This window comes from Acinetobacter sp. BWR-L5 (assembly GCF_039655985.1).
Taxonomy (GTDB): Bacteria; Pseudomonadota; Gammaproteobacteria; order Pseudomonadales; family Moraxellaceae; genus Acinetobacter; species Acinetobacter johnsonii.
Genome location: NZ_JAGFEV010000004.1, coordinates 67226 through 81590, shown reverse-complemented (window position 1 = coordinate 81590; position 14365 = coordinate 67226). Strand labels below are relative to the sequence as shown.

Here is a 14365-nt window from a genome sequence, read left to right as displayed (position 1 = left end):
GCATGAGCTTGCCTCTGTTCGACACCCATACTCATTTTGATGTTGCCGATTTTGATACTGATCGGCAACATTTGGCTGAGCAAGCAAAACGTGTTGGGGTAGAGGCACTGGTCCTCATTGGTTTTCTTGAATCACGATTTGATACGCTGATTCAGACACATCAGCAATTAAAAAGCTGGGAGAATGTTCCATCCTCTTACCTTGCACCAGGTTTACATCCGTTTTATATCGAACAGCATCAGACTGAACACTTACAACGTTTAGAGCAGGTTTTGCAGCAGCAGGACTGCGTAGCTGTGGGTGAAATTGGTTTAGACACCTTTTTAAAAGAGCATAAACAGCCTGCACTTTTCGCCAAGCAGCAATCTTATTTTTCTGAACAACTGGAACTTGCTAAGCAATATCAAAAGCCAGTGTTATTACATATTCGCAAAGCGCATGCAGAAAGCATTGCCATTTTAAAAGCCCAAAAATTCAAATTCGGTGGTATCGCTCATGCTTTTAGTGGCGGGGTGGAAGAAGCCAAGGCCTTGGTCAAACTCGGTTTTAAAATTGGGGTCACAGGGCAAATCACTAATCCAAATGCCAAAAAATTGCATCAAGTGGTGCAAGCTCTTGGTAGTGAACATTTGGTGATCGAAACGGACTGTCCAGATATGACGCCGTTGTGTTGTCAAACATCGACCGAGCATCGCACCCGCAATACGCCGGTGAATTTACCTTATGTTTTGGAGAGTCTCGCACAGACACTGGATCAGTCTGAGCGGTCGTTAGCAACTCAACTCTGGCAGAACTCATTGGCTGCGTTACATTTAAAATTTTAGAAGAATAAGACAATAATCTCGATAAAAATAAGATAACCAAAAGGGAACACATTCTTTTCTAAACAGGCTTACATTAAAGAAAGAACATCATAATAAATAAATTCGCCAATACTGGAGGGCAACCGAATGGCCAGATATAGCAAAATCAATAGTTTCAATGCATTACAAACATTCATGGTGGGTGAAAAATCCTATCAAATTTTTAACCTCCCTCAAGCCGCCCAAACATTGGGTAATATTGATCAATTACCCAAGTCTTTAAAGGTCTTACTCGAAAATTTACTCCGTTTTGAAGATCAAAAAAGTGTAAAAGTAGAGCATATTCAAGCCCTAGTCGATTGGCAAAAAACCAGAAGCTCTGATCAGGAAATTCAATATCGGCCAGCACGCGTACTGATGCAGGATTTCACAGGGGTTCCCGCCGTGGTTGACTTGGCTGCCATGCGTGCCGCAATGGCACAAGCGGGTGGTGATCCGAATTTGATTAATCCCTTGTCCCCTGTCGATTTGGTGATCGACCATTCCGTAATGGTCGATCATTTTGCGGATAAAGATGCCTTTGCTGAAAATGTCGAAATTGAAATGCAACGCAATGGTGAGCGTTATCAATTCCTACGCTGGGGACAATCGGCCTTTAATAACTTTAGCGTTGTCCCGCCGGGTACTGGGATTTGCCACCAAGTCAATTTAGAGTATCTGGCTCAAGCGGTATGGCTAGGGGAGGATGAGGGACAAACTTTTGCGTTCCCTGATACCTTGGTGGGAACAGATTCACATACCACCATGATCAATGGCTTAGGCGTGCTCGGTTGGGGTGTTGGCGGGATTGAAGCTGAAGCGGCGATGCTCGGGCAGCCTGTATCCATGTTAATTCCTGAAGTCATCGGTTTCAAACTCACAGGGAAATTGAATGAAGGCATTACTGCAACAGATTTGGTTTTAACCATCACACAAATGCTACGCCAAAAAGGCGTGGTTGGTAAATTTGTCGAATTTTATGGCGATGGTTTGGCCGACTTGCCTTTGGCTGACCGCGCCACTATTGCCAATATGGCCCCTGAATATGGTGCAACCTGTGGTTTCTTCCCGATTGATGATGTGACCTTGGCTTATTTAGCGTTGACAGGTCGTGAGCAACAACGGATTGATTTGGTTGAAGCGTATAGTAAAGCGCAAGGCCTGTGGCGAAATGCAGGTGATGAACCCGTTTTTACCGATACTTTGAGCTTGGACATGAGCACCGTGCAGGCCAGTTTGGCAGGCCCTAAACGTCCGCAAGATCGTGTTTTGCTGTCAGATGTACCTAAAACTTTTCATGATTTGATGGAACTAAATCTCAAGCCAGCAAAAGAAGCCAAAGAGCGTTTAGAAAATGAAGGTGGTGGCACAGCTGTTGAAGCTAAAAAAGCCAATCTACCGCATGAGGAGCCATCTTGCACTATTGATGGAAAGTCCTATCCATTGAACCATGGTGATGTGGTCATTTCAGCGATTACCTCATGTACCAATACTTCCAATCCCAGCGTGATGTTAGCCGCGGGACTTCTTGCCAAAAAAGCCATTGAAAAAGGTCTACAGCGTAAACCGTGGGTGAAAAGTTCGCTTGCGCCCGGTTCTAAAGTGGTGACCGATTATTTGGCTGCGGCAGGTTTAACGCCGTATTTGGATGAATTGGGTTATAACCTCGTCGGTTATGGCTGTACTACGTGTATCGGTAACTCTGGACCACTGCCTGAACCGATTGAAGAAGCCATTCAGTGCCATGATCTCAATGTTGCGTCAGTACTTTCAGGCAACCGTAATTTTGAAGGGCGTGTGCATCCTCTGGTGAAAACCAACTGGTTGGCTTCGCCGCCTTTGGTGGTAGCTTATGGTTTGACGGGCAATATCCGTACAGACCTGACCACACAACCCATTGGCCACGGCAAAGATGGACAGGCGGTCTACTTGAAAGATATTTGGCCAAGTCAGGCTGAAATTGATCATGCGCTACAGAGTGTAAATACTGCGATGTTCCATAAAGAATATGCCGCAGTATTTGATGGCGATACAGCATGGCAGGCGATTCAGATTCCTCAAAGTCAGACCTATGCTTGGCAAGAGAATTCAACCTATATTCGCCATCCGCCATTTTTTGAAGAGATAGGTCAGCCACCGAAACCGATTACCAACATTGAACAGGCACGTATTTTGGCTGTGCTTGGAGACTCGGTCACCACTGATCATATTTCCCCAGCGGGTAATATCAAGAAAGACAGCCCAGCAGGATGCTATTTGCAAGAACAAGGGGTTGAACCCAAAGACTTCAACTCTTACGGGTCTAGACGTGGCAACCATGAAGTGATGATGCGAGGCACTTTTGCCAATATTCGCATTAAGAATGAAATGCTCGGTGGTGCAGAAGGTGGAAACACGATCTATATTCCAACAGGAGAAACCTTGCCGATTTATGATGCCTCTATGTTTTATCAGCAGCAACATACGCCATTAATCATTATTGCTGGGAAAGAGTATGGCACAGGCTCATCACGTGACTGGGCTGCCAAAGGCACGAACTTATTGGGGGTTAAAGCGGTGATTGCCGAAAGTTTTGAACGAATTCACCGTTCCAATTTGGTTGGTATGGGCGTATTGCCATTGCAATTTGTCGATGGACAAACGCGCCAATCCTTAAATTTGACAGGTCGTGAAGTACTTTCGATTCATGGCTTATCGGATGATATTCAGCCGCATCAAACTTTGGATATTCAGGTGCTTCGAGAAGATGGCAACCAAGACCAATTTACAGTGCTGTGCCGTATTGATACCTTGAATGAGGTGGAATACTTTAAAGCTGGCGGCATTTTGCATTATGTACTGCGTAATTTAATTGCGGCCTAATCTCAATGGAATAAAGCCCTGTCATCATCAGGGCTTTATTGTTTGTAGCGATACATTCAATCCAAGGTCGTATTCAGGTAAAATGAACACGATTTTACCGATATAGATGTACGCATGACTGATCTGCAACATGATGAATATGACCGCCGTTTTGCTGGTGTAGCCAAAATTTATGGAGACGAGGCCTTTTCATATTATGAAAAAAGTCATGTGATGGTGATCGGAATTGGTGGTGTAGGTTCGTGGGCAGTCGAGGCTTTAGCGCGTACAGGCGTTGGCGAATTAACACTGGTTGATATGGACTCGATTGCGGCTTCGAATGTTAACCGTCAACTGCCAGCCATGAGTTCGACCTTAGGTCTTGAAAAAATTGAAGTGATGGCCGAGCGTTGTCGATCCATCAATCCACGGATCAAAATCAATTTGATCGATGACTATTTGACCCCAGAAAATGTCAAAGAAATTTTAGAACATCGACCAGACTTAATTTTAGATTGTATTGATGACGTGAAAGCCAAACTGGCACTGATGTTACATTGCCGTTTTAATAAAATTCCGTTAATTGTGTCGGGTGGTGCAGGCGGTAAGCTGGATCCGCTGAAAATCCGAGTCGCAGATTTATCGAAAACTGAACAAGACCCGATGTTAGCCAAGTTACGTGCGCAACTGCGTTCTAAAGGCATTTGTAAAAAACCAAAAGAAAAATTCGGGATTACTTGTGTCTATTCTATTGATAATCCATTCTCCAGTGCCGATGTTTGCCCAAGTGCAGGTCTACGCTGTGGCGGCTATGGCTCGGCAGTGGTGGTGACCTCTAGTTTTGCCATGATTGCAGTGGCTGAAGTTCTGAAAAAATTAGAAGCACTTCAAGCCAAACGTTAATTGTCATTGAGCTTACCACCGAAAAAATTTACATAAAAAAAGTGCTGTCCTAAGGGGGACATCTCGCATGTCCCCCGAATTATGTTATGTTGATTAAAAATTGATTCGAATCAGAATCTACATGTTGAAAACTATAAAGAATGATATAAAAAACTGAGAACAGAGGTAGAGATGACAATGATAAAACCTATTGGGATCATACTTTTTGCATTGGCAACAGCAGTGACGCACGCAGAGCCGAATGCCTATGAAAAAGAGTTGAGAGAACAACATAAGGGATATTTAACCCAGACCACTGTGGACAGTGCTTTAATTTTGCCTCCGCCGCCAGCGGAGGGTTCTGCCACCAAAGCCAATGATGATTTTATCAATAAAAATGCCTTAATGTTGTATCGATCAGACCGTTGGGTACAAGCTGGCTATGACAGTAATTTGTATTTTCCAAGTGCAGCAAAAGCATTTTCTTGCGCAGCGAATGTCGATATTAGTCAAGGAAAAACGCCAACCATTTATAAAATGTTGGAATTATCTTTGGTTGATTTAGGCTTATCCTCGTATTCTGCAAAAAATAAATACCAACGTACTCGCCCATTTATGAGCAATGGTCAGGGGATTTGTGAAATTTCGGCAGAAGATCGTGAAAAGTACGGCATTAGCTATATTGAAAATAAAGATAAATTAGCGACCGACGGTTCTTACCCTTCGGGACATTCTGCAATTGGTTGGGGCTGGGCATTGATTATGAGCGAAATTGCGCCACAACGTGCTAACCATATTTTCTTACGTGGACGAGCATTTGCGGAAAGTCGTTTGGTATGTAATGTACATTGGCAAAGTGACATCATTGAAGGTAAAAATATGGCAGCCATGACCGTGGCGCAGTTACATACGCAAAAGCAATTTTTAAAAGATTTAGCCAAAGCACAGAAAGAATATCAGACTGCACAGCGTAAAGGTGATGTACCTGATCCGGCTTCTTGCGAGTTTGAAAATAAAGCCTTATCGACCACCGTTGGTTCCGTGATGTAAATCTTAAAGACGAAACATAGAGAATAAAAAAAGCCCAATTTACAATTGGGCATTTTTTATTCTAACTCTTTAAGGCTGAACTTGATGTTCAAGTAAATAATCTTCGGTACGTTTCAGAGCTTCTTGAATATTTCGAATGGCATTTTCAACATCAGCAAATGTTTTGGCATTGCCACCACTTAAAGCTTGACGCCATTTTCGTGCACCTGGCAAGTTTTGAAATAAGCCCAGAATATGACGGGTTAAAATCGACAAGGGTGCACCTTCAGCCATACGCTTAGAAATATAAGGCAGCATTTGTTCCATAATCTCAAAACGATCTGGCGCATCCAGTTGCCAAAGTTGTCCTAATTCTGCCAGTAAATACGGGTTGTGATAGGCTTCACGACCAATCATCACGCCATCCACATGCTGTAAATGTTGTTCTGTTTCGGCAAAGGTTTTAATCCCGCCGTTAATTTCAATCAGCAGCTCTGGACGTTCTTGTTTGAGGCGATAAACATCTTCATAACGGAGAGGTGGAACTTCACGGTTCTCTTTCGGCGATAAACCTTGAAGTAAAGCAATACGGGCATGCACAATAAAATTATCACAACCTGTTTTTGCCACGGTATCAACAAAATGCAGCATTTCTTCATAAGAATGCATGTCATCAATGCCAATACGGTGTTTCACGGTCACAGGAATGTCGACTGCTTGACGCATTGCTGCAATACATTCTGCGACCAAGTCTGGCTCTGCCATTAAACAGGCACCAATTTTATTGTTCTGTACACGGTCACTCGGGCAGCCGACATTTAAATTAATTTCATCATAGCCCCAGTCCTGCGCCATTTTGCTACAAATGGCAAGGTCCTTTGGATTCGAGCCACCCAGTTGCAAGACAAGTGGATGTTCTTGATGGTTAAAGTCGAGATGACGTTTGGCATCGCCAAATAAAATGGCACCTGTGGTCACCATTTCGGTATAGAGAATCACATTTGGGTTAAATAAACGGGCAAAAAAACGATAGTCCCTGGTGGTCCAATCCATCATCGGGGCAACACTGATTCTCGGAGATTGAGTGGTTTCAATATTTTTGTTCATCGTCATGAAAAATCATACCTTTAATCTGTGCTATGCAATCTGTCAAAGATTATGTAAACCCATGTGGACGAGTTAAGAGCTGTCCTAACCGTTCTGAAACTACATAAGTGTCTTGTGGGAGCTAAAAATTGAATTAGAAAAGTGCAATCAACATACAGGAAATCAGATAGCTCGTTGGAGAAAGAGCGAGAGCTTGAACTGACTTTAACGAGTTGCTATTGATCAATATCTGAATCAAATTCGATGCGAATATGGGAGAGTACGCTGCTACTTTAGGCTTAATTCAATCTTGGCCAATCGCGCGCAATACTACCATAAAAATAAAGTCAGTACATTTTGCTGAACACTAGAGCAAGTAAAGGGAACTTCTGATCTGGAATTAAAGCTTATAACCAAAAGGTCTTTAGTTACATGAACCACTGCGAATATAGCGTCAGTTTTCAGTTGTCGTTGCAAGATTGAATGGAAGGGGGAGATGGCATACATTTTACTTATAAATATCAAGGTACTTGAGTGGCACTGAAGGAAGTTTTTGATATTTTTCATCTACTCCTAATAATGAAGATGAGCAATATTTGCAGTGACTCGAAGACATGGATATGCCACGACCATTCACTTGTGAAACATAGTCTCATCGCAACTTGGGTTTTATAAAGGGTAATCTTTATGTGACTTCGGACGCTTTAGCCTATTGTCTAGTAATTATACAATTGCTATGGATGGGGCGATCTCTTACAATGGCTGAGACCCTAGTAGGAATCATAATTTGTAGCACAATTAAATCATTATCTGGTTTAAATCAGTTTTGAGTTGGTTTAATGCTATTGAAAATAGACTTGATAAATATGCGTCTAAGCGGTTCGCTTAGTGAGCAGAATAATAATCACAATGGACTACAATTCAAATAATTGAGCACTGTAGTTGCTGTGATTAACAATGAAAATTTAGAACGACGTATAACAATTTTTTATTACATTATTTTGGGAGTCATACGATGAAATTTGTAGTAAAGCCCTTAGCCCTTGCGCTCAGTTTAATCTGTCCATCACTCATTGCTACCACTTCACATGCCGAAGAAAAAGTGGATAGAAGCTCTTTACCGATTCCACTTTCAACATTTAAAGGCAAAATTGGGAAAACATATAAAGATACAACCTATGATTGGCAGCACAATGCTGAAGCACCTGCTGGTGCGCCAAATGTAGTGGTGATTTTGCTCGACGATGTCGGATTTGGTCAAACATCTACTTTTGTGGTCTAGTACCAACTCCAAATCTCGATAAGCTTGCTGCTCAAGGCTTAAAATATAACGAGTTTCATACCACTGCTATTTCTGGACCTTCTCGCGCGGCACTGCTCACCGGACGAAATCATCACGATACCGGAAATGGTTTCTTAATGGAGTGGGCGACGGGACTTCCAAACTACAGCACAATGATGCAACGAGATACAGCAACCATTGGACGAGTCTTACAAGGCAATGGTTATAATACGTGGTGGTTTGGTAAAAACCATAACACGCCAGATTGGGAAACTTCGGTTGCGGGTCCCTTTGATCGTTGGCCAACAGGTTTAGGTTTTGATTATTTCTATGGTTTTAACTCGGGCGAGACCAATCAATTTTATCCGACCATTTTTGAAAACACAGTACCTGTAGAACCCAATAAGACGCCTGAAGAAGGCTATCATTTGTTGGAAGATATGACAGATCGAGCGATTGCACGCATGCAATACTCGAAATCGATTGCACCCAATAAGCCATTCTTTATGTACTTTGCGCCGGGTGCCGCACATGCACCACATCAACCCCCTAAAGAGTGGAGAGAGAAGTTCCAAGGCAAATTTGATATGGGATGGGAGAAATACCGCGAAACCGTATTTGCAAACCAGAAAAAATTAGGCGTTATTCCTCAAGATGCGAAGCTGACAAAACGTCCAGATTGGGTGCAACCTTGGGATAAGCTGAATGATAAACAGAAAAAAGTTTATACCCGTTTAATGGAAAATTTTGCAGGCTATCTTGCTTATACTGATATGGAAGTTGGGCGATTGCTAGATGAAGTGAAAAAACTTCCAGATGCTGATAACACCATGATTATTTATATTGTTGGTGATAATGGTGCATCTGCAGAAGGTGGACCAGATGGTACGGTCAATGAAATTAAAGCGCTCAGTGGTATTCCATCCACGATTGATGATTCATTAAAAATGTATGATGAAATTGGTGGCGTGAAAACTGAAGCACACTATCCTATAGGATGGGCTTGGGCAGGTAACACGCCATTCCCATGGGTAAAACAAGTGGCATCTCACTTAGGTGGAACCAGAAACCCAATGGTGATTAGCTGGCCTGCCAAAATTAAGCATGACGAGCAAGTTAGAAGCCAATATTTACATTTAGTCGATGTCGTTCCAACTATCTTGGAAGCCAGTCATATTCCTATGCCAAAAACAGTGGATGGTTATGCGCAAAAGCCACTGGCTGGAAAGTCGTTTATGTCCAGTTTTAGCAATGTGAATGCAACAGGAAGAACCACGCAGTACTACGAAGTCTTTAGTAACCGTGCGATTTATAATGATGGTTGGTTAGCAAGCGCTCAACATACGTTACCTTGGCGTCAAGACCTTGCACCAGGCAACTGGGATAAGGACAAATGGGAGCTGTATAACCTCAACGAAGACTTCACCCAGTCAACGGATTTAGCTGCAAAAATGCCTGAAAAAGTTGAAGAGATGAAGAAACTCTTTGATAAAGAAGCACAAAAATATAGTGTTTATCCATTTGATGATCGTGGCGCAGCTCGCTTAATGATTAAGAAACCTACACCACCTGGAGCCGATCCAAATGCCACTCATTTTGTGTACCATGAGGGTGTTACACGTTTAGCAGAATCTTCTGCCCCTGCCATTAAAAACCGTTCTTGGAGCTTAAATGCAGACGTGGAAACTCAAGGTAGTCAAACTAAAGGGGTAATCATGGCATTTGGTGGTGTTGCAGCGGGTGTAGTGCTGTATGTGAATGAACAAGGTCAGCCTGTTTTTGATTACAATTATTTTGATAATCATAGCGTCATTAAGTCCAACAAAGCATTACCAAATGGTAAATCTAAAGTGACTATGAACTTTGATTACGAAGGAAAAGAGCCTGGTCAAGGTGGCAAAGTCACCTTACTGGTTAATGGTGAAAAAGTAGCTGAAGGAAATGTACCGAAAACAATTTCAGGTCGTTTTGGTACGGATACTTTTGGCATTGGCGAAGACACGGGTCAGCCGGTTAGTTTTGCCTATAAACCACCTTTTAAATTTAACGGTAAAATTGAGCAAGTTGTCATTGATTTAAAATAAGCTTTTAATCTAATAAATAAACCCACGTCTGGTTTCAGGCGTGGGTTTTATTTTTATTATGATGACAGGCCTATAAAAGGTGAGGTGATTTTATTGGAGTTAACGTGCAGTGCAGAATGCAAAAAAAAAGTAATAATAATCATTTAAAAATCAATGTGTTTGTTATTTAATCAGTTGGGAGAACTTTCGTAGGAGAGGAAAAAAGAACAAACAAAACAATTTTTATTTAGTTATTGAAAAATAAATATTTTTTATCATAAATTAAGTGATTGATAGCAGAGATTGGTACAAATAAACCCTTGCTCGCATTTTTTTGATTGTTTAGTATCGAAGATGAAAATAACCATTTACCGATAAGATCATAACAACTTGGGGAATCGATACAAGATGCGCATAATACCCACACAGGATCCAACCCCACCATTAAAAACTATGCAAATTCAGGGGCAAACCTATCGTTACCATGTGATGATTAAACCTTCTGGTGCACAGTGTAATTTGGATTGTAGTTATTGTTTTTACCTACATAAACAAGACCTTTTACATCAACCAAAAACGCCGCGCATGCAAGCGTCGATGCTTGAATTGCATATTAAGCAATATATTGAAGCACAGACTGGTGATGAAATTATCTTTAGCTGGCAGGGGGGGGAACCGACCCTGATGGGCTTGGAGTTCTTTGAGCGCGTGGTTGAGCTACAACAAAAATATAAAAAGCCAAACCAGCGTATTGAAAATGACTTGCAAACCAACGGCATTTTACTGGATGAAGAGTGGTGCGCCTTTCTTAAACGCCATCATTTTTTTATCGGATTATCTATTGATGGTCCTGCTGAATTTCACGATAAACATCGCTATAATAAAGGTGGAAAGCCAACTCATGCCAAAGTCATGCAGGCGGCAGCACTTTTGCATCATTACCAAATTCCGTTCAATGCCCTGTGTGTTGTGAACCGTGATAATGCCAAAAGACCGATTGATGTGTATCGCTTCTTGAGAGATCATGTTCGACCACGCATGATTCAATTCATTCCGGACATGGAAAGTGCGCAATTCCAACAAACTGCGCCAGGGCAGTGGAATCCTGATGATTTACCAATGCTGGGAAGCTCTGCGACCCAACCGGGTACACCTGATTCAGTCGTGACAGACTGGTCTATTGCAGCAGATGACTGGGGCTATTTCCTTTCTCGTGTTTGGGGAGAATGGTTGAATAAGGATTATGGCAAAGTCTTTGTGGATCAATTTGAAAATATGGTGTCGATGATGTTTGGCTATGGTTCACAAAAATGTGTATCTGGGCAAATTTGTGGCAAAGCATTGGCAATTGAACATAATGGTGACTTATTTTCCTGTGATCATTTTGTTTACCCAGAATATAAGTTAGGCAATATTCAAGAGACGCATCAAGGTGATTTGGTTTTTTCTGAGCGTCAAAAGCAATTTGCCTATGCAAAGTCAAATACCTTGCCTGAATATTGCCGTAAATGCGCTTATTTACAATATTGCTGGGGGAATTGCCCGAAAGACCGCTTCTTAAAAACACCAGATGGAGAGGTTGGTTTGCATTATCTCTGTTCGGGGTTAAAGCAATTTTTCCATACGGCAACAACATCAAAGCATGACATTGCAAAACGCTTACAACGACATTAAAAGAACTTGTACAACAAGAGCAGAACAAATTCTGCTCTCCAAAATAACTAAAAAGTCGGGGCGAAGTCATCTCTGGCCTAGGCTTCGTGAAATAAAAAACTCTAGTGCATCATAACAATCTGAATAAGAGAGAATATCATGTGAAACGTCTAATGGTTTGGTCGCTTTCCTAATGAGGCTCGTCATGCTCAAGAGCAACTGGATATTTAAAATAAGTAGTTCGAAGTTGATCTAGCTAAAATTCAAGCTGATCATTGGCTCATTTCAAGACTTTCTGTTGCTGGCTGAAATATGAATCAACTTTGGATACTTCAGAATTGAGGGTGAATATCCAACGAGAGAAAGCCTTGCTCTAAATTCAGTTGAGATAAAGCCAGAAAATAAGGATGTCTTGGTTCGGTATTCATGCTAAAGATATTTCTGTCTATTTTTTATTTAATGTTGTGTGCCTAGCACCAAAGCCTTCAAGTAATAAATTTCCATGCGCATTTGAGATGGTAAATATAGGGTCGGTACTTGACCAAATTGAGGCGCATGTAGGACGTGTGTGGGTCTCGAATCGACAGTTTGCGTATCAATGTGAAGCATATGCTCGGCGAAGTGTACGCACATCGGATTTTGATGGATGTATTCATACTGTTTCAATCCATCTCCTATGCTTTGCTCTCGTTTCAATATAACAGCAATAGAACTGACGGCTTTTGATTATTTAAATAGGCGTAATTAACAGGAATACTTATGCGAAATATCGTAAAGCTCTGAATTGCTTATGAGGATGTATTTTTAATGGAGCAGCGTCTGAGTCAATGACCAGAAGATGACCAAAAACTATCTCATCGTAAAGAGTATATAAAAGATTGATCCGAAGAAAACGATAAATTTCAGCATCAATAGCTAAGCGTTATAAAAGCAAAGGGCTTATGACTTAAGCCCTTATCAGCCTTAGCAATAAAGTATTAGTTAATTGAATAGGCACCATCAACTTTCACTATCGCACCATTTACAAAGCTTGCTGCATCAGACGCGAGGAAGACTACCACGTTAGCAATTTCTTCAGGCTTACCTAAACGCTGCATTGGAGAACGTTGCATAATGCCATTGAATACTTCAGGCATATCTTTCAATGGTTGGATAAGCGGCGTATCGATCCAACCCGGAGCAACAGCATTTACGCGAATTTTGGCTCGGGCCATGCTCAGTGCATGTGAGAAGGTAAGTTGATCAATGGCACCTTTAGAACAAGAGTATGCTGGTGCAATACCTGAACCAAATTGCGCGTACAGTGAAGACACGTTAATGATCGATGGATTGTCCGATTTAGCTAAGGCTTTAGCAGCGACTTCACTGATATAAAAAACAGAGGTGAGGTTAACTTCTAGCACTTTTTTATAGGTGTCTAATTCGTGCTCTGAGACAGAACCCATACCTGCGCCGTTGAATAAAGTATCAATGCGATCTACTTTTGCGAAAAAAGCATCGACAGCGGCTTTATCCGTGACATCCATTTCGACAGCTTCAATATCCAAACCAGTTGGGAAAACTGCCTTGGCTGCTTGTAAGCCAAGCGCCCATACTTTTGCACCACGTTCAGCAAATGCGACTGCAACGGCTTGACCAATACCAGATGTGCCACCTGTCACGACGGCGATTTTATTTTCAAACATCTTTGAGTTAAATGTTTCCATGATCTTTTTATCCTAGTTTAAGTGGCATCAATGCTTCCTGATTGATGCCATTTAACTTAGCGCTATATATCGCTGTAGAAAAGAATGGAAATAAAAACAGCAGGATTTCCATTCTTTGGAATGGCTGTTTTAGGTGCTTGCTAGAATCGTTTGATGAGTGATTTCTAGGGCGACCAAAGCATGGAAAAAATTGAATAGTTCTATTTTCAAAAGAACATTCATACTGAACTTGTGGGATTGATCAATCACTATATCCTAGCAGGATTGAATTTAGCTTAATCATTCAGTATGTTGAATACATAGAAGAATAAAGTATAGGAAAAGCCGATGTTGCTTTTAGAAGAAATTTTTAAAACTAAAAAAGTACAACAGAGTGATGAGTTTAATCTGAGAATACATCGTGGGCTGAGTTGGTTAAAGCAGGCATTACTGCTTGATCATGATCCCGATTTACAATTTATCAGCCTGTGGATTTCCTTCAATGCGATATATGCACAAGACTTGGGGCAAAGTCAGGACAAGCAGAGTTTACGTCAGTTCTTACATTTAATTTGCCAACATGATGTCGATCATAGAATTTATAGCATTTTATGGGACAAATTTAGTCAGCCTATTCGTATGCTCTTAGACAACCAATATACCTATCAAGGGTATTGGGACTATCAAAATAAGAAAATTGCTTTAGAGGTCTGTAAGGCTCAGCTTGAACAAGAAAAGAAGAAAGTGGCGAAAGCGCTACAGCAGAAGCATTCGGTTGATATTTTACTGGTACTGTTTAACCGTTTATATACCTTGAGAAATCAGCTGATGCATGGGGGTGCAACTTATAAGAGTTCGTTGAACCGCAAGCAGCTACAAGATGGCTGTCAAATTTTATCGGCTTTGCTGCCCGCATTTTTGTACATTGCTTTGGAAAATGCCGATAGTCTCGATTTGGGTAAACCCTTTTACCCCGTGGCTCAGGTCAGTTAGCGTTCAAAA

General features: G+C 41.5%; 11 protein-coding genes. 8 read left to right on the top strand and 3 right to left on the bottom strand.

Features of this window, described 5'->3' with window-relative positions; translation table 11 throughout:
• The first annotated feature begins 8 nt into the window (after nt 1–8).
• The 4 genes from JZ787_RS08285 (at nt 9) to JZ787_RS08270 (ending at nt 5615) form a co-directional block, all read left to right on the top strand.
• Nucleotides 9–824, top strand: a complete 816-nt coding sequence (locus JZ787_RS08285) for a TatD family hydrolase (RefSeq protein ID WP_346312211.1) — start codon at nt 9–11, stop codon at nt 822–824.
• Nucleotides 825–950: 126 nt separating this feature from the next.
• The gene (gene acnA, locus JZ787_RS08280; RefSeq protein WP_346312100.1) at nt 951–3704 is read left to right on the top strand and encodes an aconitate hydratase AcnA; all 2754 of its coding nucleotides are present in this window, start codon (nt 951–953) and stop codon (nt 3702–3704) included.
• Between the two features lie 114 nt (nt 3705–3818).
• Nucleotides 3819–4586, top strand: a complete 768-nt coding sequence (locus tag JZ787_RS08275; protein ID WP_346312099.1) for a tRNA threonylcarbamoyladenosine dehydratase — start codon at nt 3819–3821, stop codon at nt 4584–4586.
• 177 nt (nt 4587–4763) lie between these two features.
• Nucleotides 4764–5615: a phosphatase PAP2 family protein gene (locus tag JZ787_RS08270; protein ID WP_346312098.1), complete on the top strand. Its 852-nt coding sequence runs from the start codon at nt 4764–4766 to the stop codon at nt 5613–5615.
• A 69-nt stretch (nt 5616–5684) separates the two neighbouring features.
• On the opposite strand, the gene dusA is transcribed toward JZ787_RS08270, so the two are convergent.
• Nucleotides 5685–6689 carry a tRNA dihydrouridine(20/20a) synthase DusA gene (dusA, locus tag JZ787_RS08265; RefSeq protein WP_346312210.1) on the bottom strand — a complete coding sequence of 335 codons (1005 nt, stop codon included), beginning with the start codon at nt 6687–6689 and terminating at the stop codon, nt 5685–5687.
• A gap of 1006 nt (nt 6690–7695) precedes the next feature.
• On the opposite strand from dusA, the gene JZ787_RS08260 reads away from it, so the two are divergent.
• The 3 genes from JZ787_RS08260 (at nt 7696) to JZ787_RS08250 (ending at nt 11699) form a co-directional block, all read left to right on the top strand.
• A complete protein-coding gene (locus JZ787_RS08260; RefSeq protein WP_346312097.1) occupies nt 7696–7962 on the top strand; it encodes a hypothetical protein in 267 nt (88 codons plus the stop codon).
• Nucleotides 7932–10046, top strand: a complete 2115-nt coding sequence (locus tag JZ787_RS08255) for an arylsulfatase (RefSeq protein ID WP_346312209.1) — start codon at nt 7932–7934, stop codon at nt 10044–10046. Before JZ787_RS08260 ends, JZ787_RS08255 begins: the two co-directional genes overlap by 31 nt.
• Nucleotides 10047–10433: 387 nt before the next feature.
• Nucleotides 10434–11699, top strand: coding sequence for an anaerobic sulfatase maturase (locus tag JZ787_RS08250; RefSeq protein ID WP_346312096.1), 1266 nt, complete (start codon nt 10434–10436; stop codon nt 11697–11699).
• Between the two features lie 435 nt (nt 11700–12134).
• Here the strand turns inward: JZ787_RS08250 and JZ787_RS08245 are convergent, their stop codons facing one another.
• Nucleotides 12135–12344 (bottom strand): hypothetical protein, encoded by a 210-nt coding sequence (locus tag JZ787_RS08245; RefSeq protein WP_346312095.1) that lies wholly within the window; start codon nt 12342–12344, stop codon nt 12135–12137.
• 311 nt (nt 12345–12655) lie between these two features.
• A complete protein-coding gene (locus JZ787_RS08240) occupies nt 12656–13384 on the bottom strand; it encodes an SDR family oxidoreductase (RefSeq protein ID WP_346312094.1) in 729 nt (242 codons plus the stop codon).
• A gap of 327 nt (nt 13385–13711) precedes the next feature.
• Between JZ787_RS08240 and JZ787_RS08235 the strand changes: the two genes are divergently transcribed.
• Nucleotides 13712–14356, top strand: a complete 645-nt coding sequence (locus JZ787_RS08235) for a HEPN domain-containing protein (protein WP_238893454.1) — start codon at nt 13712–13714, stop codon at nt 14354–14356.
• Nucleotides 14357–14365 lie beyond the last annotated feature (9 nt).